Annotated in this window: 20 protein-coding genes and 1 riboswitch; of the genes, 14 read left to right on the forward strand and 6 right to left on the reverse strand. The window is 64.7% G+C overall.

The window, feature by feature from the left end; translation table 11 throughout:
- Nucleotides 1–41: 41 nt before the first annotated feature.
- Nucleotides 42–428 (reverse strand): DUF2147 domain-containing protein, encoded by a 387-nt coding sequence (locus tag B6V75_RS06215; protein ID WP_088719053.1) that lies wholly within the window; start codon nucleotides 426–428, stop codon nucleotides 42–44.
- A 143-nt stretch (nucleotides 429–571) separates the two neighbouring features.
- Between B6V75_RS06215 and hisA the strand changes: the two genes are divergently transcribed.
- Both hisA and B6V75_RS06225 read left to right on the forward strand, forming a co-directional pair.
- Nucleotides 572–1,291 (forward strand): 1-(5-phosphoribosyl)-5-[(5-phosphoribosylamino)methylideneamino]imidazole-4-carboxamide isomerase, encoded by a 720-nt coding sequence (hisA, locus tag B6V75_RS06220; protein WP_075776131.1) that lies wholly within the window; start codon nucleotides 572–574, stop codon nucleotides 1,289–1,291.
- A gap of 102 nt (nucleotides 1,292–1,393) precedes the next feature.
- Nucleotides 1,394–1,855 (forward strand): hypothetical protein, encoded by a 462-nt coding sequence (locus B6V75_RS06225; RefSeq protein ID WP_088719054.1) that lies wholly within the window; start codon nucleotides 1,394–1,396, stop codon nucleotides 1,853–1,855.
- Nucleotides 1,856–1,915: 60 nt separating this feature from the next.
- On the opposite strand, the gene B6V75_RS06230 is transcribed toward B6V75_RS06225, so the two are convergent.
- Nucleotides 1,916–2,503 (reverse strand): TetR/AcrR family transcriptional regulator, encoded by a 588-nt coding sequence (locus B6V75_RS06230; protein WP_088719055.1) that lies wholly within the window; start codon nucleotides 2,501–2,503, stop codon nucleotides 1,916–1,918.
- A gap of 114 nt (nucleotides 2,504–2,617) precedes the next feature.
- Here B6V75_RS06230 and B6V75_RS06235 point away from each other — a divergent pair, with 114 nt between their 5' ends.
- From B6V75_RS06235 to glpX, 3 genes are all read left to right on the forward strand, one after another.
- A complete protein-coding gene (locus tag B6V75_RS06235) occupies nucleotides 2,618–2,821 on the forward strand; it encodes a hypothetical protein (protein WP_088719056.1) in 204 nt (67 codons plus the stop codon).
- Nucleotides 2,822–2,921: 100 nt separating this feature from the next.
- Nucleotides 2,922–4,223 carry a homoserine dehydrogenase gene (locus B6V75_RS06240; protein ID WP_088719057.1) on the forward strand — a complete coding sequence of 434 codons (1,302 nt, stop codon included), beginning with the start codon at nucleotides 2,922–2,924 and terminating at the stop codon, nucleotides 4,221–4,223.
- Nucleotides 4,224–4,492: 269 nt separating this feature from the next.
- Nucleotides 4,493–5,458 carry a class II fructose-bisphosphatase gene (gene glpX / locus B6V75_RS06245; RefSeq protein ID WP_075776136.1) on the forward strand — a complete coding sequence of 322 codons (966 nt, stop codon included), beginning with the start codon at nucleotides 4,493–4,495 and terminating at the stop codon, nucleotides 5,456–5,458.
- 82 nt (nucleotides 5,459–5,540) lie between these two features.
- Here glpX and gcvP read toward each other — a convergent pair whose 3' ends face one another.
- From gcvP to gltX, 4 genes are all read right to left on the reverse strand, one after another.
- The gene (gcvP, locus tag B6V75_RS06250) at nucleotides 5,541–8,381 is read right to left on the reverse strand and encodes an aminomethyl-transferring glycine dehydrogenase (protein ID WP_075776137.1); all 2,841 of its coding nucleotides are present in this window, start codon (nucleotides 8,379–8,381) and stop codon (nucleotides 5,541–5,543) included.
- Nucleotides 8,382–8,386: 5 nt separating this feature from the next.
- Entirely contained in the window at nucleotides 8,387–8,746 is a 360-nt protein-coding gene (gcvH, locus tag B6V75_RS06255) for a glycine cleavage system protein GcvH (RefSeq protein ID WP_088719058.1), read from the reverse strand.
- Between the two features lie 22 nt (nucleotides 8,747–8,768).
- Nucleotides 8,769–9,872, reverse strand: a complete 1,104-nt coding sequence (gene gcvT, locus B6V75_RS06260; RefSeq protein WP_088719402.1) for a glycine cleavage system aminomethyltransferase GcvT — start codon at nucleotides 9,870–9,872, stop codon at nucleotides 8,769–8,771.
- 157 nt (nucleotides 9,873–10,029) lie between these two features.
- Nucleotides 10,030–10,120, reverse strand: a riboswitch (glycine riboswitch).
- Between the two features lie 164 nt (nucleotides 10,121–10,284).
- Nucleotides 10,285–11,613, reverse strand: a complete 1,329-nt coding sequence (gene gltX / locus B6V75_RS06265) for a glutamate--tRNA ligase (protein WP_088719059.1) — start codon at nucleotides 11,611–11,613, stop codon at nucleotides 10,285–10,287.
- Nucleotides 11,614–11,710: 97 nt separating this feature from the next.
- Here gltX and B6V75_RS06270 point away from each other — a divergent pair, with 97 nt between their 5' ends.
- The 9 genes from B6V75_RS06270 (at nucleotide 11,711) to B6V75_RS06310 (ending at nucleotide 18,820) form a co-directional block, all read left to right on the forward strand.
- Nucleotides 11,711–12,127, forward strand: coding sequence for a metallopeptidase family protein (locus tag B6V75_RS06270; protein WP_088719403.1), 417 nt, complete (start codon nucleotides 11,711–11,713; stop codon nucleotides 12,125–12,127).
- Nucleotides 12,128–12,224: 97 nt separating this feature from the next.
- On the forward strand, nucleotides 12,225–13,157 hold the full coding sequence (locus B6V75_RS06275) for an MBL fold metallo-hydrolase (RefSeq protein ID WP_088719060.1): 933 nt from the start codon (nucleotides 12,225–12,227) through the stop codon (nucleotides 13,155–13,157).
- Between the two features lie 130 nt (nucleotides 13,158–13,287).
- Nucleotides 13,288–14,235, forward strand: a complete 948-nt coding sequence (locus B6V75_RS06280; protein WP_075776141.1) for a 1-phosphofructokinase family hexose kinase — start codon at nucleotides 13,288–13,290, stop codon at nucleotides 14,233–14,235.
- Nucleotides 14,236–14,297: 62 nt separating this feature from the next.
- Complete coding sequence (gene hisF, locus B6V75_RS06285; protein ID WP_088719061.1) at nucleotides 14,298–15,059, forward strand: imidazole glycerol phosphate synthase subunit HisF; 762 nt, start codon at nucleotides 14,298–14,300, stop codon at nucleotides 15,057–15,059.
- Nucleotides 15,056–15,367 carry a phosphoribosyl-ATP diphosphatase gene (locus B6V75_RS06290; RefSeq protein ID WP_088719062.1) on the forward strand — a complete coding sequence of 104 codons (312 nt, stop codon included), beginning with the start codon at nucleotides 15,056–15,058 and terminating at the stop codon, nucleotides 15,365–15,367. Before hisF ends, B6V75_RS06290 begins: the two co-directional genes overlap by 4 nt.
- Before the next feature lie 190 nt (nucleotides 15,368–15,557).
- Nucleotides 15,558–16,589 carry an NADP-dependent oxidoreductase gene (locus B6V75_RS06295; RefSeq protein ID WP_088719063.1) on the forward strand — a complete coding sequence of 344 codons (1,032 nt, stop codon included), beginning with the start codon at nucleotides 15,558–15,560 and terminating at the stop codon, nucleotides 16,587–16,589.
- Nucleotides 16,590–16,682: 93 nt separating this feature from the next.
- Nucleotides 16,683–17,105 carry a TerB family tellurite resistance protein gene (locus B6V75_RS06300; RefSeq protein ID WP_240496911.1) on the forward strand — a complete coding sequence of 141 codons (423 nt, stop codon included), beginning with the start codon at nucleotides 16,683–16,685 and terminating at the stop codon, nucleotides 17,103–17,105.
- Nucleotides 17,106–17,269: 164 nt separating this feature from the next.
- Nucleotides 17,270–18,064, forward strand: coding sequence for an amino acid ABC transporter ATP-binding protein (locus B6V75_RS06305; RefSeq protein ID WP_088719064.1), 795 nt, complete (start codon nucleotides 17,270–17,272; stop codon nucleotides 18,062–18,064).
- Between the two features lie 33 nt (nucleotides 18,065–18,097).
- A complete protein-coding gene (locus tag B6V75_RS06310; RefSeq protein ID WP_075776147.1) occupies nucleotides 18,098–18,820 on the forward strand; it encodes a transporter substrate-binding domain-containing protein in 723 nt (240 codons plus the stop codon).
- Nucleotides 18,821–18,861: the final 41 nt, after the last annotated feature.

Consider the following 18,861-nt stretch of genomic DNA (forward strand, 5'->3'; position numbering starts at 1 on the left):
AATCCCGGCCCGCCGCATCCGCGCAAGGCCGGGGAGAAAAATCACTTCACGCGCTGCCAGTCCTGCGATTTGCAGAAGAGGCCGCCGGCCACGCAACCCGCCAGCGCCATCGCGTTGCCCTGAACGGTAATCTTGCCGAGGTAGATCTTGTTGTTCGACGGACGCCAGACCTTGCCCTTGTACTTGTTGTCGCCTTGGGGCTCCATTCCGATCACGAGTTGCTTGCCGAGATTCTCCGACTTGTACTCGCTGCCGCCCTTGAAGGTCCGCACGATGGTCCCGCAGAATTTCGAGCCGCAGGGTGCGATGTCCACGTAGGCATAGGCGCCGTCATCGGGCTGCGTCTTCCAGGTGCCCTCGATCGGGTCGGCCAGCGCCGCACCTGCGCCCAATGCCAAAGTCACCGCGGCGATCATCAATGTCTTCATGGCAAATCTCCTCCCTTTTGCCTGCTGGCCGCATCAGGCCATGCAAGACCGATTCCCGGCAAGACTGACGTGACGTCCGCGTCAGGCTTGGAAAATCCGCGAACCCGTGGCAAGAGGCGACGCGACAAATCAGGAGAGCCCCGATGATCCTCTACCCCGCGATCGACCTCAAGGATGGCCAATGCGTGCGCTTGCTGCATGGCGAGATGGACAAGGCCACGGTCTTCGGCGACGACCCCGCGGCGCAGGCGGCCAAATTCGAGGCGGCGGGCTGCGAATGGGTGCATCTGGTGGACCTCAACGGCGCCTTCGCGGGCGAGCCGGTGAACGCCGCCGCCGTCGAGGCGATCCTGTCGCGCATCAAGGTGCCCGCACAGCTGGGCGGCGGTATCCGCGACATGGCGACGATCGAGCGCTGGCTGGATAAAGGGCTTGCACGGGTGATTCTCGGCACCGTCGCAGTCGAGAACCCCGATCTGGTGCGCGAGGCGGCGAAAGCCTTCCCCGGCCAGGTGGCCGTTGGAATCGACGCGCGCAACGGCAAAGTGGCGACCAAGGGCTGGGCGGAAGAGACCGATGTGATGGTCACCGATCTGGCGAAATCGTTTGAGGACGCGGGCGTCGCCGCGATCATCTACACCGACATCATGCGCGATGGCGCCATGGGTGGACCGAACATCGCCGCGACCGAGGCGCTGGCGCGCGCGGTCGAGATCCCGGTGATCGCGAGCGGTGGAGTCTCCTCCCTCCCCGACCTGATCGCCCTGCGCGACACCGGCGTGATCGCGGGCGCGATCTCGGGGCGCGCGATCTATGACGGGGCACTCGATCTGACCGAGGCGCTGGCTGCGTTGCGCGCCTGACGCAGCGCAGAGGAAATCCCGCAAAAGTGACACAAATCATTGCGTGGTGGGATTTTCCGCGTGAGGCTGGAGCCAGCGTTAACACCAAGTGTGGAGTGTGCCATGAAACGCATGATGACGATTGCCGCGGTGACCGCTTGCCTCGCAAGCGCCGCGGTGGCGAATGATACAAAGGGGTTTGTGGGTCTGAACTGGACCTTCGGCCCGGGCGCGAGCGGCCTCGAAGGGGTGTTCGGGGCGATGAATTACGACCTCGATCCGGATGGTGACATCCACGGGGCGAAACTTTCGCTGCATCTCGGCATGGGGCCGGGGCCCGTGCAGGGCAAGATCAAGTTCGCGGGTGTCGCCGGTCAGGACGACGCGATGGCCGAGTTGGGCATGGGCTATGGCAGCCGTGGCTGGTTCGGCACGGGCGGGCTGATGGGCAAACATTGGACCGTTGGCGGCGATCTGTTCTTCAATGGCGGTTGGGAAGGCTTCGGCGGTATTCACAGCTTGAAATTCGATCCTCCGAAGGCTCCGGCACCGCCGCAAATCGGAGAGCAGCTGCCGCTGGGTTAAGTCGCCTCGAACGCTTGATCGCATAAAGACAGGGCGGCTTCGGCCGCCCTTTCACATGGCTCAGGCGCCCACGGACTTGCGCACCATATCCCAGTAGATATCGGCGACCATGGCGCGGCTCAGGCGTCCGCCTTCGCGGAACCATGTATTCACGCCGGTCAGCATCGCGATGATCGCCATCGTCGCGAGTTTCGTGTCGGGGATCAGGAAAACGCCTTCGTCCTGTCCCGCCTTCAGGATCTCTTCCAGCTCGGTCTCGTAGGTCTTGCGCAGCCCCTCGATCACCGCGAAATTCTCCGGGCTCAGGTTGCGCAGTTCCATGTAGCTGAGGAACACAGCCTCGGCCCGCTCGAGGTTGAAGCGGATGTGGAAGCGCACGAAACGCTCCAGCCGCGCATGGGCGTCGCCCCCGGCAGGCTCGGCGTGCCACGCGGCGATCAGCTCGTCCATATGGGTCTTGAGCAGATCGAAAAGCAGCGCTTCCTTGTCGGGCGTGTAGAGGTATAGAGCCCCCGCCTGCACCCCCACCGCGCCCGCGATCTGGCGCATGGAGACGGCCGCAAACCCGTGCCGCGCAAAGAGCCTTTGCGCCTCGGCGCGGATTTTCGGGCCGGTAATCTCGGAATGGGAGCCTGTCTTGCGTGCCATGATACCGACGCTAACTGAACGTACGTTCAATATCAAACCCGATTTGCGCCGCAATCGGCACTGGCAATGGGGCCGCGCGCGCAATAGTTTGGCCCCGTCCCAAGAGGAGAGACCATGCGCGCCCCTGCCCTGATCGCCCTGTTTGCCCTGCTGACCTCGCTGACCGCCTGTTCCAAGCGGTCGACGGAGGGTTATCCGGCGCTGCTGCCGATGGACGAGATCCTGACCGATCAACCTCTCACCCCCGATCCGGCCCCCGAGCTGGAGGCGCGCGCCGATGCGTTGCGCGCCCGCGCAGACACGATGCGCAGCCAATAAAATCTCGCCACGGCGCGGTTGAAGCCGCACGCCGCGTTGCCCTGCCTGCGCTTTCCCGCTAACAGGGCGCAAACCACCAAGTTTCGCTCATGAGGTCCCTATGTCCGCCGTCTCCGATACCGCACCCTTGCGTCTTGGCATCGCGGGTCTCGGCACCGTGGGCATCGGTGTGGTGAAGATCGTGCAGCGCCATGCCGATCTGCTGGAAGCCCGCGCGGGCCGCCCGATCGAAATCACCGCCGTCTCGGCGCGCGACCGCACCAAGAACCGCGATGCGGACCTGTCGAGCTATGCATGGGAAGACGATGCGGTGACGCTCGCGCAGCGCGACGATATTGACGTCTTTGTCGAACTGATGGGCGGCCATGAAGGCCCCGCGAAGGACGCCACCGAAGCCGCGCTGAAAGCGGGCAAGGACGTGGTCACCGCGAACAAGGCGCTGCTCGCGCATCACGGTCAGGCGCTGGCGGAACTCGCCGAAAGCCTCGGCCGCACGATCCGCTACGAGGCCGCCGTCGCAGGCGGCATCCCGGTCATCAAGACGCTGACTGAAGGGCTTGCCGGCAACGGCATCCGCCGCGTGATGGGCGTGATGAACGGCACCTGCAACTACATCCTGACACGGATGGAAGATGCTGGCCTGCCTTATGACACGGTGTTCGAGGAGGCGCGCGCGCTTGGCTATCTCGAGGCCGATCCGAACCTCGATGTGGGCGGCATCGACGCGGGCCACAAGCTTGCCATCCTCGCCGCCATCGCCTTTGGCACGCAAGTCGCCTTCGACGACGTGACGCTGGAAGGGATCGGGCGCATCTCGATCGACGATATCCGCCGCGCGGGCGATATGGGCTACAAGATCAAGCTGCTGGGCGTCGCGCAGATGACCGGCCGCGGGCTGGAGCAGCGCATGACGCCCTGCCTCGTGCCCGCCACCTCGCCACTGGGACAGCTGACCGGCGGCACCAACATGACCGTGCTGGAAGGCGACTCGGTCGGTCAGATCGTGCTGCGTGGCGCAGGCGCGGGCGAAGGCCCCACCGCGAGCGCCGTTATGGCCGACGTGATGGACCTCGCGCGCGGGTTGCGGCTGCCGGTCTTCGGCCAGCCCGCCGACAAGCTCGAGGCCCCCACCCCCGCCGTGACCGCGATTGCGGCACCCTATTACCTGCGCCTGCAGCTGTCGGACAAACCCGGCGCGCTGGCGAAAGTCGCGACCGTTCTGGGCGAGGCGGGCGTCTCGATCAGCCGGATGCGCCAATACGGCCATGCCGACACCTCGGCTCCGGTGCTGATTGTCACCCACAAGACGACGCGCGACGCGATCGACGCGGCGATCAACGCGCTGCCCGCGACCCGCGTAGTCGAGGGCGAGCCGGTCGCAATCCGCATCGAAGAAGTCTGAGCATCGCGCGGCGAGAGCCATTTCGCCGCGCACCGCATTCCTGCTGATCTGACGCCGGGCGGCACCATAAGGCGCGCCCTATCCTCTCACGCCGGTTACATCGCCGTATCTTTTCACACCGCAAACGGCATAAGACCCCGGCTTGCGCGCCATTTTTCGCCGCGACAGGGGCTCGCCCCGCATGTTAGCGCTCCCGGGGTTGCCCTTCGGTCTCCCACAGGCTTTACCTGTCCGCAGCCCGTAACGCCCAGGCAGACAGGAAGACCTAAATGACCCCTCCGATTGATTTCAACGACCGCATGCTTTCGCTGGGCCTCGCCCGCGTGTCGGAAGCGGCGGCTCATGCATCAGCCGACCTGATCGGTCGCGGCGACGAGAAGGCCGCCGATCAGGCGGCGGTGAACGCGATGCGCGATCAGCTCAACAAGCTGGAAATCCGGGGCACCGTGGTCATCGGGGAAGGCGAGCGCGACGAGGCGCCGATGCTCTATATCGGCGAGGAAGTCGGCCAGGGCGTCGGCCCCGAGGTGGATATCGCGCTCGACCCGCTGGAAGGCACGACGCTGACTGCAAAGGACATGCCCAACGCGCTGACCGTGATCGCGATGGCGCCGCGCGGCACGATGCTGCACGCGCCCGACGTCTACATGGACAAGCTCGCGATCGGCCCGGGCTACGAGAAGGACGTGGTCTCGCTCGATATGACCCCGACCGAGCGCGTCCAGGCACTGGCCAAGGCACAAGGCGTCGAAACCAAGGACATTGCGGTCTGCATCCTCGACCGTCCGCGCCATGAGGACATGATCGCCGAGGTCCGCGAGACCGGCGCAAAGATCCGCCTCATCACCGATGGCGACGTGGCGGGTGTCATTCACTGCGCCGAGCCCGATTTCACCGGCATCGACATGTATATGGGTTCGGGCGGCGCACCCGAGGGTGTGCTGGCAGCCTCGGCGCTGAAATGCATGGGCGGCCAGATGTGGGGCAAGCTGTTGTTCCGCAACGACGACGAGCGGGGCCGCGCGAAGAAGGCGGGCATCACCGATCTCGACAAGGTCTATGCGCGCGACGACATGGTGCGCTCGGACGTGATCTTCGCCGCGACCGGCGTGACCGACGGGTCCATCGTGAAGGGCGTGAAGCGCGAGCCGACCTATATCGAATCCGAGACGATGCTGATGCGGTCGAAGACCGGCTCGCTGCGCCGCGTGATCTACCGCAACCCTGTGAAGTAACCGGCGCGCCTAGATATTTTTATCGAGAAGAAGAGAAAGGCCGGAGCGCGGTGCTCCGGCCTTTCGTCATTTTGGCTGGCGGCTACTCTGCCGCGTCGGCGTAGCTCTCGACCGGCGGGCAGGTGCAGATCAGGTTGCGGTCGCCGAAGACGTTGTCGACCCGGCCCACGGGCGGCCAGTATTTGTCGACGCGGAAGGCGCCTGCCGGGAAGCACCCCTGCTCGCGGGTGTATTTCCGGTCCCAATCGGCCACGAGGTCTTCGACCGTGTGCGGCGCGTGGCGCAGCGGGCTATCCTCGGGGGTGATCTCGCCCGCCTCGATGTCGCGGATCTCGTCACGGATCGAGAGCATCGCGGTGATGAAGCGGTCGATCTCGGCCTTGGTCTCGGATTCGGTAGGCTCCACCATCAGCGTGCCAGCGACCGGCCAGCTCATCGTGGGGGCGTGGAAGCCGTTATCCATCAGGCGCTTGGCGATGTCGTCCACCGTCACGCCCACCTCCGCGAAGGGCCGCGTGTCGATGATGCATTCATGCGCGACACGTCCACGATTGCCCATGAAGAGGATCGGGTAGCCCTCTTTCAGCTTCGCAGCGATGTAATTGGCAGCGAGGATCGCCACGCGGGTCGCCTGCGTCAGGCCCGGCCCGCCCATCATCAGGATATAGGCCCAGGAGATCAGCAGGATCGAGGCGGAGCCATAGGGCGCGGCACTCACCGGTCCCTCTTCGCCGCCGGTCTCGGGGTGGCCGGGCAGGTAGGGTGCGAGGTGCGATTTCACCCCGATCGGCCCCATGCCCGGGCCACCACCGCCATGCGGGATCGCGAAGGTCTTGTGCAGGTTGAGGTGGCTCACATCCGAGCCGATCTCGCCCGGTTTCACCAGCCCCACCAGCGCATTGAGGTTCGCGCCATCGAGATAGACCTGACCGCCATATTCGTGGGTGATGTCGCAGATGCGCTTTACCGTCTCCTCGAACACGCCATGGGTCGAGGGATAGGTGATCATGCAGGCCGCGAGCTTGTCGCCCGCCTCTGCAGCCTTCGCTTCGAAATCTTCGAGATCGACGTCGCCGTTGGGCGCCGATTTCACGACGACGACCTTCATCCCCGCCATATGCGCCGAGGCCGGGTTCGTGCCATGCGCCGACATCGGGATCAGGCAGACATCGCGCTGATCGTCGCCATTGGCGCGGTGATAGGCGGCGATGGTGAGAAGCCCTGCATATTCGCCCTGTGCGCCCGAATTGGGCTGCATCGAGAAGGCATCGTAACCGGTGATCTCGCACAGTTTCGCGGTCAGATCGTCGATCATCTCCGCATAACCCTGCGCCTGATCGAGCGGCACGAACGGATGCAACGTGCCGAATTCCGGCCATGTGAGCGGCATCATCTCTGCCGCTGCATTCAGCTTCATCGTGCACGAGCCCAGCGGGATCATTGCGCGGTCGAGCGCGAGGTCGCGATCCGAGAGCCTGCGCATGTAGCGCATCATCTCGGATTCGGCGCGGTTCATGTGGAAGACCGGATGGGTGAGGTAGTCGCTCTCGCGCAGCAGCGCATCGGGCACCGCGGGCTGCGTCGCCTTCGGCGCGGGGTCGGTGATCCCGAAGGCGTCGAGCACCTTGGCGACGACGCCCGGATCGCTCGTCTCGTCGAGCGAGATACCGACCCGATCGCGGCCCACCTTGCGCAGATTGATCCCGCGATGGCGGGCGGCGGCGAGGATGCCCTGCTGGCCCACGCCCACCTCGACGGTGATCGTGTCGAAGAAATTCGAGGGCTCCACCACGGCGCCTGCGGCTTTCAGCGCCTCGGCCAGTTGCACCGTCAGCAGGTGCACACGTTCGGAGATCGCGCGCAGACCGACGGGACCGTGGAACACGGCGTAGAAGCTCGCCATCACGGCGAGGAGCGCCTGCGCGGTGCAGACATTCGAGGTCGCCTTCTCGCGGCGGATATGCTGCTCGCGAGTCTGAAGGCTCAGGCGGTAGGCGCGGTTGCCTCGGCTGTCGATGGAGACGCCGACGATCCGCCCGGGCATCGCGCGTTTCATCGCGTCGGTGGAGGACATGAAGGCCGCATGCGGGCCGCCATAGCCCATCGGCACACCGAAGCGCTGCGCGGAGCCTACGGCGATATCGGCGCCCATCGCGCCCGGCTCTTTCAGCAGGCACAGCGCGAGCAGATCGGTCGCGACCACGGCCACGGCCTTCGCGGCATGAAGCGCCTCGCATTCGGCGGTGAAGTCGCGGACATGGCCATAGGTGCCCGGATATTGGAAGATCGCGCCGAAGACCTTCTCGGCTTCGAGCGTTTCGGGCGCGCCCACGATCACCTCGATCCCCAGCGGCTCCGCGCGGGTCCGGATCACGCCGATGGTCTGCGGGTGGCAATTCTCATCGACGAAGAAGGCAGTGGCCTTCGATTTCGACACGCGCTGCGCCATCGCCATGGCTTCCGCCGCCGCCGTCGCCTCATCGAGCAACGAAGCATTGGCGACCGGCAGCCCGGTCAGGTCCGACACCATCGTCTGGAAGTTCAGAAGCGCCTCGAGACGCCCCTGCGCGATTTCGGGCTGATAGGGCGTATAGGCCGTGTACCAAGCCGGGTTTTCCAGAATGTTGCGCTGGATCGCGGGCGGCGTGACGGTGCCATAATAGCCCTGCCCGATCAGGCTGGTCATCACGCGGTTCTTCTTCGCGACGCCTTCCATCTTCTGCAGCAGCCCGTATTCGGTCAGCGGCGCCCAGCCCAGCGGCTCGGCCTGACGGATGCTTTTCGGCACCGTCTCGGCGATCAGCGCGTCGAGGTCCGGCGCCCCCACGGCCTTGAGCATCTCCTCCATCTCGGCCGGTGAGGGGCCGATATGGCGGCGATTGGCGAAATCGTAACTGTCGTAAGTCGTGGGGGTGAAGGTCATGGATATTACCCGATGAAGTCTTTGTAAGCGGCCTCGTCCATAAAGCCGTCGAGCGCGGAAGCGTCGGTGAGTTTCATCTTGAAGAACCACGCCTTGCCCAGCGGGTCTTCGTTCACGAGCGCCGGGTTGTCGGCCAGATCCTCGTTGATCGCGACGATCTCGCCGTCGAGCGGCGCGAGGATGTCGGAGGCGGCCTTGACCGACTCGATCACGCAGATCTCGTCGCCCTTCTCGACCGTGTCGCCCACATCGGGCAGGTCGACGAATACGACATCGCCCAGCTGCTCGGAGGCGTGCTCGGTGATGCCCACGATCACGACGTCGCCTTCGGTCTTGAGCCACTCGTGGTCTTCGGTGAATTTCATGGAATGTCTCCCGGTTGGTTGTTCAGCGTTTGTAGGTTGCAGGGCGGAAAGGCATCGCCACGACCCTGGCGGGCAGACGCTTGCCGCGCACCTCGCCATAGACGGTGGCGCCTTCCTTCGTGTCTGCGGGCAGATAGGCCATCGCCATCGGTGCCTCGATCGAGGGGCCGAAACCGCCCGAGGTCACACGCCCGATAGGCTGACCGCCCTCGGGTCCGGCGAAGATTTCCACGCCTTCGCGCATCGGCGCGCGACCCTCAGGGCGAAGCCCCATACGGAGGCGGCTCGGGCCGTTTTCCAGTTCGCTCAGGATGCGATCCGCCCCAGGGAAGCCGCCTTCGCGCTCCCCACCCTTGCGGCGCACCTTCTGGATCGCCCAGGCGATGTTGCCCTCGACCGGAGTCGTCGTGGTGTCGATGTCATGGCCGTAGAGGCAAAGCCCCGCTTCCAGTCGCAGGCTGTCGCGCGCGCCGAGCCCGATTGACTCGACCGCCTCATCGGCGAGCAGTTTGCGGGCAAATTCCACCGCGCGGTCCGCGGGCACGGAAATCTCGTAGCCGTCTTCACCGGTATAGCCCGAGCGCGAGATCCAAAGCTCCGTCCCGTTCCAGTGATAGACGCCCACATCCATGAAGCGCATCTTGGCGGTGCCGGGCACCAGAGCCTCAAGAACGCCTTCGGCGGCAGGCCCTTGCAGCGCCAGAAGCGCGCGGTCGGTGAGTTCCTCGACCGATTCCAGATGCGCCCGCATATGCGCGATGTCGTCTTCCTTGCAGGCCGCGTTCACCACGACGAAGAGATGATCGCCTCGGTTCGCCACCATCAGGTCATCGAGAATGCCGCCATTCTCATCGGTGAACATCGCATAGCGCTGGCGACCCTCTTTCAGGCCCATCAGGCTGACCGGCACCAGCGCCTCGAACGCCTCGGCAGCGCCTTCGCCCGGCACGATCACCTGTCCCATGTGGCTGACATCGAACAGCCCGGCCTTGGCACGGGTGTGCAGGTGTTCCTTCATCACGCCCAGCGGATATTGCACGGGCATCTCGTAGCCCGCGAACGGCACCATCTTGGCGCCCAGTTCCAGATGCAGATCGTATAGCGGTGTGCGTTTCAACTCGCTCATCGCGGCCTCCCCTTCAACCGGATGATCCGGCATCGATTCATGAGCCCTCCGGCTCGCCCGATGCCCCCTCTGTCCGTGCCTGCGATGCAGACGCCTGAGATCGTTATCCCTTCGGCGGATGCCGCGATTGCACGCAGCCATCACTCTCCAGAGTCCTTCGTCGGGCACGGTCCTTTTGCCTGAGAGTTTACCGGGGCGGTTGCTCCTTCGGCACCGAGGTTACCCCCGGATTCTCCCGTATCCGACTTCTCCCGATTACCTGAGCCTCCGCGCGACTGACAAGCCCCAATCGCCAAAACCGCCGCTTCGCCGCCGAAAACGACCTCACGAGATCGCGAATTGCCGAAACAAAAAGCGCGAGGAAAATCCCTCGCGCCTTTCGAATTGATCTCACGAGCCTGCGGCGGAGCCGTCAGCCGCGCGCCGGAACCTTGTGCAGAAGCGGCATCAGCTCGCCCATATCGGGCCCGTGCGCCATGCCGGTCACGGCCTTGCGCAGCGGCATGAACAGGCCCTTGCCCTTGCGCCCGGTCGCCTCCTTCACCTCAGAAGTCCAGTCCTTCCACGTGGTGTCGGAATAGGGCGGCGCGGGCAGCATCGTCATAGCCTGCGCGATGAACTCGCGATCTTCCTCGTCGATCGCAGGCTCCGCGCCGTTCAGGCACAGATCGGCCCAGCCCTTCAGATCGTCGAGCTTGTCGATATTCTGCGAGGCGACCTTCCAGAAACGCTCGCGCTGCTCCTCGGGGATACCGAGTTCCGCGATGCGGTCCGCCACCGCCTCGAACGGCAGGTGTTGGTTGCGCGCGCGGGTCAGCGGGATCAGGTCCGCTGGGTCGAATTTCGTGGGCGCCGAGCCGAAATGGTTCAGATCGAACCCGTCCGCCAGCTCGTCGATCGACATCTTCAGCTCGATCGGCTGGCTCGAGCCCAGACGCGCCATCATCGACAGCAGCGCCTCGGGGGCGATCCCTTCGGCGCGCAGATCGCGGATCGAGAGCGCACCGAGACGTTTCGACAGTTCCTCGCCCTGCGGGCCGGTCAGCAGCGAATGGTGTGCAAAGTTCGGAACCTTGCCGCCGATCGCCTCGATGATCTGGATCTGCGTCGCGGTATTGGTGACGTGATCGCCGCCGCGCACGATATGGGTGATGCCCATATCCGCGTCGTCGACCGGTGAGGCGAAGGTATAGAGCACCTGCCCCGAGGCCTTGATCAGCACCGGATCGGACACGCTTGCCGCATCAATCGACAGATCGCCAAGGATGCCGTCTTTCCACTCGATCCGCTCGAGTTCCAGTTTGAAGCGCCAATATCCTTCCTTGCCCTCGGCGCGAAGCGCGTCTCTTTCGGCATCCGACAGATGCATCGAGGCGCGGTCATAGACCGGCGGGCGACCCATGTTCAGCTGTTTCTTGCGCTTGAGGTCCAGCTCGGTCGGGCTCTCGAAGCATTCATAAAGCTTACCGTCGGCCTTCAGCTGTTCTGCCACCTCGGCATAGCGGTCGAGCCGCAGCGACTGGCGCTCTTCCCGGTCCCACTCGATGCCGAGCCATTCGAGATCCTGCTTCAGTGCGTCGATATATTCCTGCTTCGAGCGCTCCTGATCGGTGTCGTCAAGGCGCAGGATGAATTGACCGCCGGTCTTGCGGGCGATCAGGTAGTTCATCAGCGCGGTGCGCAGGTTGCCGACATGGATATAGCCGGTGGGCGACGGGGCGAAACGGGTAACGGTGGTCATCTGGGCAAACTCCTGTTGGCGCCTGCTCTTTCACAAGGCGGTGCGTTTGTCCATATGAGGGGCCATGCGAGAGGTGCAGAGCGGCTTGGAGGCGGCGATGGGCGAGGGTTACGATTGGGCGGATGTCACGGCGCCGGGCATCGAGGAGATCGAGGCGCTGGCCGAGGCCGCGCGCGCCGCCCTGCCCCCGGCTTTCGCGAAAGCTGCGGCAGAGGTCGCGATCCGGGTGGAAGAGTTCGCCTCCGAAGCGATGCTCGGCGATCTCGGCATCGAAGACCCTTTCGAGCTGACCGGGCTCTATGACGGCATCCCGTTGACCGAGAAATCCGTGATGGACCCCGGTGGCCACGCGGATGTGATCTGGCTCTTCCGACGTCCGATCCTCGACGAGTGGGTCTCGCGCGGCAACGAGCCCCTCGGTGCCCTCGTCACCCATGTTTTCGTGCACGAATTGGCGCATCACCTCGGGTGGTCCGACGGCGATATTTCTTCGATCGATCGCTGGTGGGAGTGAACCGAAGCGGCTCACGCTACGTTCACGAGTCTGTGGGAGCGGCGCGAAGCGCTCGACTTCGACATGCGAAGATCAACCATCGAGAGGGAGAGACCCGATGACCAGGACCTTCATGACCCGCCGTACAGCATTGAAAACCGCCGCTTTCCTGCCCGCCGCCCCCGCGCTTCTGACCGGGACCGGCGCCGCCGCGCAAAGCGCGAACGAAACCCCGCCCGCGATCCCGCGCTATCGTCGGATGCAGATGGGAGATCTGACGATCACCACGCTGCTCGCCGGATCGCGCGAGCTGGAAGAGCCGCAGACGATCTTCGGCATGAACGCCAGCCCCGAGGACTTCGCCAAGCTCTCTGAGGCCAATTACATCCCTGCGGACAAGTCGCTTAACTTCTTCACCCCGACCCTGATCGAAACCGGCTCGGAGAAAATCCTCTTCGACACCGGCCTGTCGCCCGAGGGGATCACCTCGGCGCTCGCCGCCGCTGGGCACTCGCCCGAGGACATCACCCACGTCGTGATCACCCATATGCATGGCGACCATATCGGCGGGCTGATGGGCGATGGCGGCGAGACCTTCGCCAATGCTGCCTACATCACCGGCCAAAAGGAATTCGACCATTGGTCGAACGCGGGCAACGACACGTTCGAGGCCAAGGTCCGTCCGCTGGCCGAGAAGATGAGCTACCTCAAGGGTGGCGATTCGGTCGTCTCCGGCATCTCGGCGGTCGAAGCCTTCGGCCACACGCCGGGCCATATGGCTTTCATGGTGGAGTCGGGCGGCAAAGGTCTGATGCTCGCTGCCGACACGTCGAACCACTATGTCTGGTCGCTTCAGCGCCCGGAATGGGAAGTGAAATACGATATGGACAAGGAGATGGCCGCGAAGACCCGCAAGGAGCTTCTGGGCCGTGTCGCCGCCGACAAACTGGCTTTCATCGGCTACCACATGCCCTTCCCGGGCGTGGGTCATCTCGAGGCACTCGACACCGGCTTCCACTTCCACCCGATCACCTATCAGCTCAACGTCTGATCCATCGTTTCGATTGTCCGGACGGTCCTTTCGCCGTCCGGGCGCCCACTACCTCAATCCCGCACGCCCCCTTGATCGCAGATCGTTAGCTGCGATGATCCCGATACCCACCACGGCTTCGGAGCCTGCGATGACCTCGATCCTCACGATCACGCTCAACCCGACGGTCGATCTGTCGATCGAAACCCCCGAAATCGCGCCCGAGCGCAAGCTGCGCTGCACGCGGCCGCTGACCGATCCGGGGGGCGGCGGGTTGAATGTCAGCCGCGCGATCGCTGCCTTGGGCGGCAATTCCACGGCCTTCGTCGCCCTTGGCGGCACCACCGGGGACCGGGTGATGCGGCTTCTCGCCGAGGCCGGGATCGCTCTCTTCCCCTACCCCGCGCCGGGCGAGACGCGGATGAGCCTGACTGCCACCGACCAGAGCACGGGCGCGCAATACCGCTTCGTGATGCCCGGGCCGGACTGGGGCGCGCGCGATGTCGCCAAGGCGCTCAGCCGGATCGCGCGCGCCGCCCCTGAAGACGGGATCGTCGTGCTGTCCGGCTCGCAACCGCCCGGCGTGCCCGAGGATTTCCCCGCGCGGCTGGCGACGAAAATGGCCCGGACCAAGGCGCGGCTTTTCCTCGACACCTCCGGCAAGGCTCTGCACCAGTTGATGGAAAGCAAGGCGCAACCCGCCGACGTCCTGCGGATGGACGAACTGGAGGCCGAGGAGTTGGCGGGCCGCAAACTGCCCGAGCGCAGCGACAGCGCCGACTTCGCGCAAAGCCTCGTGCAGCGCGGACTGGCACATGCGGTGATCGTCGCGCGCGGCTCGGATGGCAACGTGCTCGCCACCAAGGACGCGCGCTGGTTTGCCGTCGCGCCTAAGGTCGATGTCGTCTCGAAAGTGGGCGCGGGCGACAGTTTCGTCGGGGCTTTCACACTCGCGCTCTCCCGCGGCAAACCTTTCCACGAGGCGTTGCAGCACGGCGCGGCAGGCGCCGCGGCCACCGTGACCACCCCCGCCACTGACCTGTGTTCCGCCGCGATGGTGCGCCGCCTTCTGCCGCATTGCCCCGTCGAGCCGATCTGAGCACTCTGCCCCTTTGCCTCGCGGCACCCGCGCGTTATGAAAGCGCCAAAGGAGCGCCGCCCATGCTGAAGACCCGCATTATTCCCTGTCTCGACGTCGCCGATGGCCGCGTCGTGAAAGGCGTCAATTTCGTGAACCTGATCGACGCGGGCGACCCGGTCGAGGCCGCGAAGGCCTATGACGCGGCAGGCGCAGACGAGCTGTGTTTCCTAGACATCCACGCGACCCATGAAAACCGCGGCACCATGTTCGATCTGGTGACCCGCACCGCCGAGCAATGTTTCATGCCGCTCACCGTGGGCGGCGGCGTGCGCACCCATGAAGACGTGCGCGCACTCCTGCTGGCGGGCGCCGACAAGGTCTCGTTCAACTCCGCCGCCGTGGCGGATCCGAACGTCATCACCGAGGCGGCCGACCGCTTTGGCAGTCAGTGCATCGTCTGCGCGATCGACGCAAAGACCGTGGAGCCGGGCCGCTGGGAAATCTTCACCCATGGCGGGCGCAAGCCCACCGGCATCGATGCGGTGGAATTCGCCCACACCGTGACCGCGAAGGGCGCGGGGGAAATCCTGCTGACCTCGATGGATCGCGACGGTACCCGCGCAGGCTTCAATCTGGAGCTGACGAAGGCGATTTCGGACGCGGTGGACGTGCCGGTGATCGCTTCCGGCGGTGTCGGCAATCTCGATCACCTGGTGGAAGGCGTAACGAAAGGCGGCGCCTCGGCCGTACTCGCCGCCTCGATCTTCCACTTCGGAGAATACACGATCCGCGAAGCCAAGGAATATATGGCCGCCGCGGGCATTCCGATGAGGCTGCAATGAGCATTCTGGACCAACTCGCCGCGACCATCGAGAGCCGCAAGGGCGCCGATCCCGACACCTCCTGGACCGCGAAGCTGCTGGCCAAGGGCCCGGAGAAATGCGCCGAGAAATTCGGTGAGGAAGCGGTGGAGGCTATCATCGCCGCAGCGAAAGACGACCGCGAAAACCTGACCTACGAGGCGGCTGATGTCCTTTATCACCTCTTGGTGATGCTGGCGGCACGCGACGTGAAGCTGGCCGATGTGCTGGCGGAACTGGAGCGCCGCGAGGGCACCTCCGGCATCGCCGAGAAAGCCGCGCGCAGCTAAGGGGCGCTGTCCCTTCTCTCCTTCGGAAATTCATCCCAGGGATATTTCCGCAAGCCCGAGGACGCCCCGGAAACCTCTGGCATTCGGGCTTGTCGAAATATCCCGGGGGTGAGGGCGAAGCCCGAGGGGGCAGCGCCCCCTTTCCCCGTGCAAACCGCGTGCTAGCTGGCCTCTCAAACAGGAGGCTTTCATGGCTCAGACCCAAGACACCAACCGCAAGATCATCCTCGCCGAGCGCCCGAAAGGCGCGCCGAACGAGAACACGCTGAAACTGGAAACCGAGGCCGTGCCGCGGCCCGGCAAGGGCGAGATGCTGCTGCGCACCGTCTATCTGTCGCTCGACCCCTATATGCGCGGGCGGATGTCGGATGCGAAATCCTACGCCACCCCGGTCGAGATCGGCGGCGTGATGACCGGTCAGGTCGTGGCCGAGGTCATGGAGAGCGATGTCGCGGGCTTCTCGAAGGGCGATTACGTGCTCTCGCCCTCAGGCTGGCAGGATTTCTTCGTCTCGGATGGCACGCAGGTACTCAATCTCGGGCCGGAGCCGGAGAACCCGAGCTGGGCCTTGGGGATTCTCGGGATGCCGGGCTACACGGCCTACGCGGGCCTGCTGAAGATCGGCGAGCCGAAACCCGGCGAGACTGTTGTGGTTGCCGCCGCCTCCGGGCCCGTGGGCGCAACGGTCGGCCAGATCGCCAAGATCAAGGGCTGCCGCGTCGTCGGCGTCGCGGGCGGAGCCGAGAAATGCGCCCATGTCACCGAGACCCTGGGGTTTGACGCCTGCATCGATCACCGCGCCGAGGATTTCGCCGAACAACTGGCCGCGGCCTGCCCAAACGGCATCGACGTCTATTTCGAGAATGTCGGCGGCAAGGTGCTTTACGGCGTGCTGCCGCTTCTCAACCCCTTCGCGCGAATGCCGGTCTGCGGCATGGTCGCGTGGTATAACCTGCAAGGCCTGCCCGAGGGACCCGATCACGGGCCGCAGATCCTGTCGACGATCCTGCGCATGAAGGTGAAGGTGCAGGGTTTCATCATCTTCGACAGCTTCCCGATCGAGCTTTATCAGGAATTCTCGGAGGCGATGACCGGCTGGCTGAAAGAGGGCAAAGTTCAGTACAAGGAGCAGGTGGTGGAGGGACTAGAGGCCGCGCCGCAGGCGCTTTACGATCTGCTGGAGGGCCGCAATTTCGGCAAGATGGTCGTGAAAGTCGGCTGAAGGCGAGAGATGTGCGCAGGGCTTTCGCATCCGTGACTTGCCCTGCGCCGCGCATCGCTTATCTCTACGCTTATGTTTGGACGCCTTTTCGATATGCTCAACGATCCCGCCCCCGATCCGATGGAGGGGGAAGATCGCGAATTGGCGCTAGGCGCACTTCTGGTGCGGCTCGCGCGGTCGGATGAAAACTATACCGAAGACGAGAAGATCCGGATCGACCGGGTTCTCGCGCAGCGCAACGGGCTTTCGAGCTTCGAGGCGACCGAGATGCGCAAGCGCGCCGAAGAGGTCGAGGCGGGTGCGCCCGATACCGTCCGCTTCACCCGCGCGCTGAAGGACAAGGTCGCCTACGAGGACCGCACCGGCGTGATCGAGGCGCTGTGGGACGTGGCGCTGGCCGACGGGGTGCGCGACGCCCATGAGGACGCGCTGATCCGTCTCGCGGCGAAGCTTCTCGGCGTCAACGATGTCGATTCGGCGGTGGCGCGGCAGCGCGTCGAGGCCCGCCGAAGCTGAGTTAGAGGGACAGGCCGGCGTGGAGGCGCGACCGGTTCACGCATATTTTTTCCTCAGATGCTCGTGATTTCGGCCCCTTCCCCATCGTCAACCGGGCAGACGCAGTTGCAATCATCGGCCAAATCGCGCCAGATTGCGCGGATGGACAAAGAGAAGCTGCCTGCGTGACCCGAAACGAGCCTGCGCCCCAAGACGCGCCCGTCATCGAAATCCGTGACCTTCACAAGAGCTACGGCTCGCTCGAGGTGCTCAAGGGCGTCTCGATCACCGCCCCACGCGGCCACGTGGTGTCGCTGATCGGCTCTTCGGGCTCGGGCAAGTCGACCCTCTTGCGGTGCTGCAACCTGCTCGAAGACAGCCAGAAGGGCGACGTGATCTTCGAGGGCGAGCACGTCGCCTGGCGTGGCGAGGGACTCAATCGTCGTCCCGCCGACCGCGCGCAAGTCACCCGCTTCCGCACGAACCTGTCGATGGTGTTCCAGCAGTTCAACCTCTGGGCCCACATGACGATCCTGCAGAACGTGATGGAAGCGCCGGTGACGGTGCTGGGCCGCGACAAGGCAAAGGTCGAGAAGCTGGCGCGCGAATTGCTGGCGAAGGTCGGCATCGGCGACAAATGCGACGCCTGGCCCGCGCAGCTCTCGGGCGGCCAGCAGCAGCGGGCGGCGATCGCGCGGGCGCTGTGCATGGAGCCCAAGGCGCTTCTTTTCGACGAGCCCACCTCGGCGCTCGATCCCGAATTGCAGCAGGAGGTGGTGAAGGTCATCAAGGACCTCGCCGCCGAACACCGCACCATGATCCTCGTCACCCACGACATGCGGCTGGCGCGTGACGTCTCGGACCACGTCGTCTTCCTGCACCAGGGCAAGATCGAGGAAGAGGGCCCGCCAGAGGCTCTGTTCGGCGCGCCGAAATCGACGCGCCTGCAACAATTCCTGTCGGCCACCGCGCCGGCGTGAACCAACCCAAGAACAAACAACGGGGAACCCAAGATGAAAAAACTGATCCTGACCGCCGCCATTCTCGGCCTGTCGGCCGGCATTGCCGCGGCTGAAACGGTCCGCATGGGCACCGAGGGCGCCTACCCTCCCTACAACTACATCGACGACAACGGCGAAGTTGCAGGTTTCGAGCGCGAACTGGGCGACAAGCTCTGCGAGATGGAGAGCCTCGATTGCACCTGGGTCACCAATGACTGGGATTCGATCATCCCGAACCTGCTGAGCGGCAACTACGACACCATCATCGCTGGCATGTCGATCACCGCCGAGCGCGAGAAATCGATCGACTTCACCCAGCCCTACTACCCGCCGGCGCCCTCCGCTTATCTCGCGATGGATCCGAACGTCGATCTCAAGGGCGCCGTGGTCGCGGCGCAGACCGGCACGATCCAGGCGGCCCATGTCGCCGAAAGCGGTGCGACGCTCGCCGAATACGCCACGCTCGACGACACGATCGCGGCGGTGAAGAACGGCGAGGCCGACGCGGTCTTCGCCGACAAGGACGCGCTCAAGCCCTTCGACGGTCAGGACAACCTGCAATTCGTCGGCGACGACGTGCCGCTGGGCAAGGGCATCGGCATCGGCCTGCGCAAGTCCGACACCGAGCTCAAGAACAAGCTCGATGACGGGATCTCGAAAATGAAGGCCGACGGCTCGCTCAACGAGATGATCAAGAAGTATTTCGGCGACAAAGCGCTGACCTTCAAAAACTGATCCAGAAAGCGGGGGGCGGGTCACGCGGCGCGCCCCCCGAC

It is taken from the genome of Thioclava sp. F1Mire-8, assembly GCF_002213165.1.
Classification (GTDB): Bacteria; Pseudomonadota; Alphaproteobacteria; order Rhodobacterales; family Rhodobacteraceae; genus Thioclava; species Thioclava nitratireducens.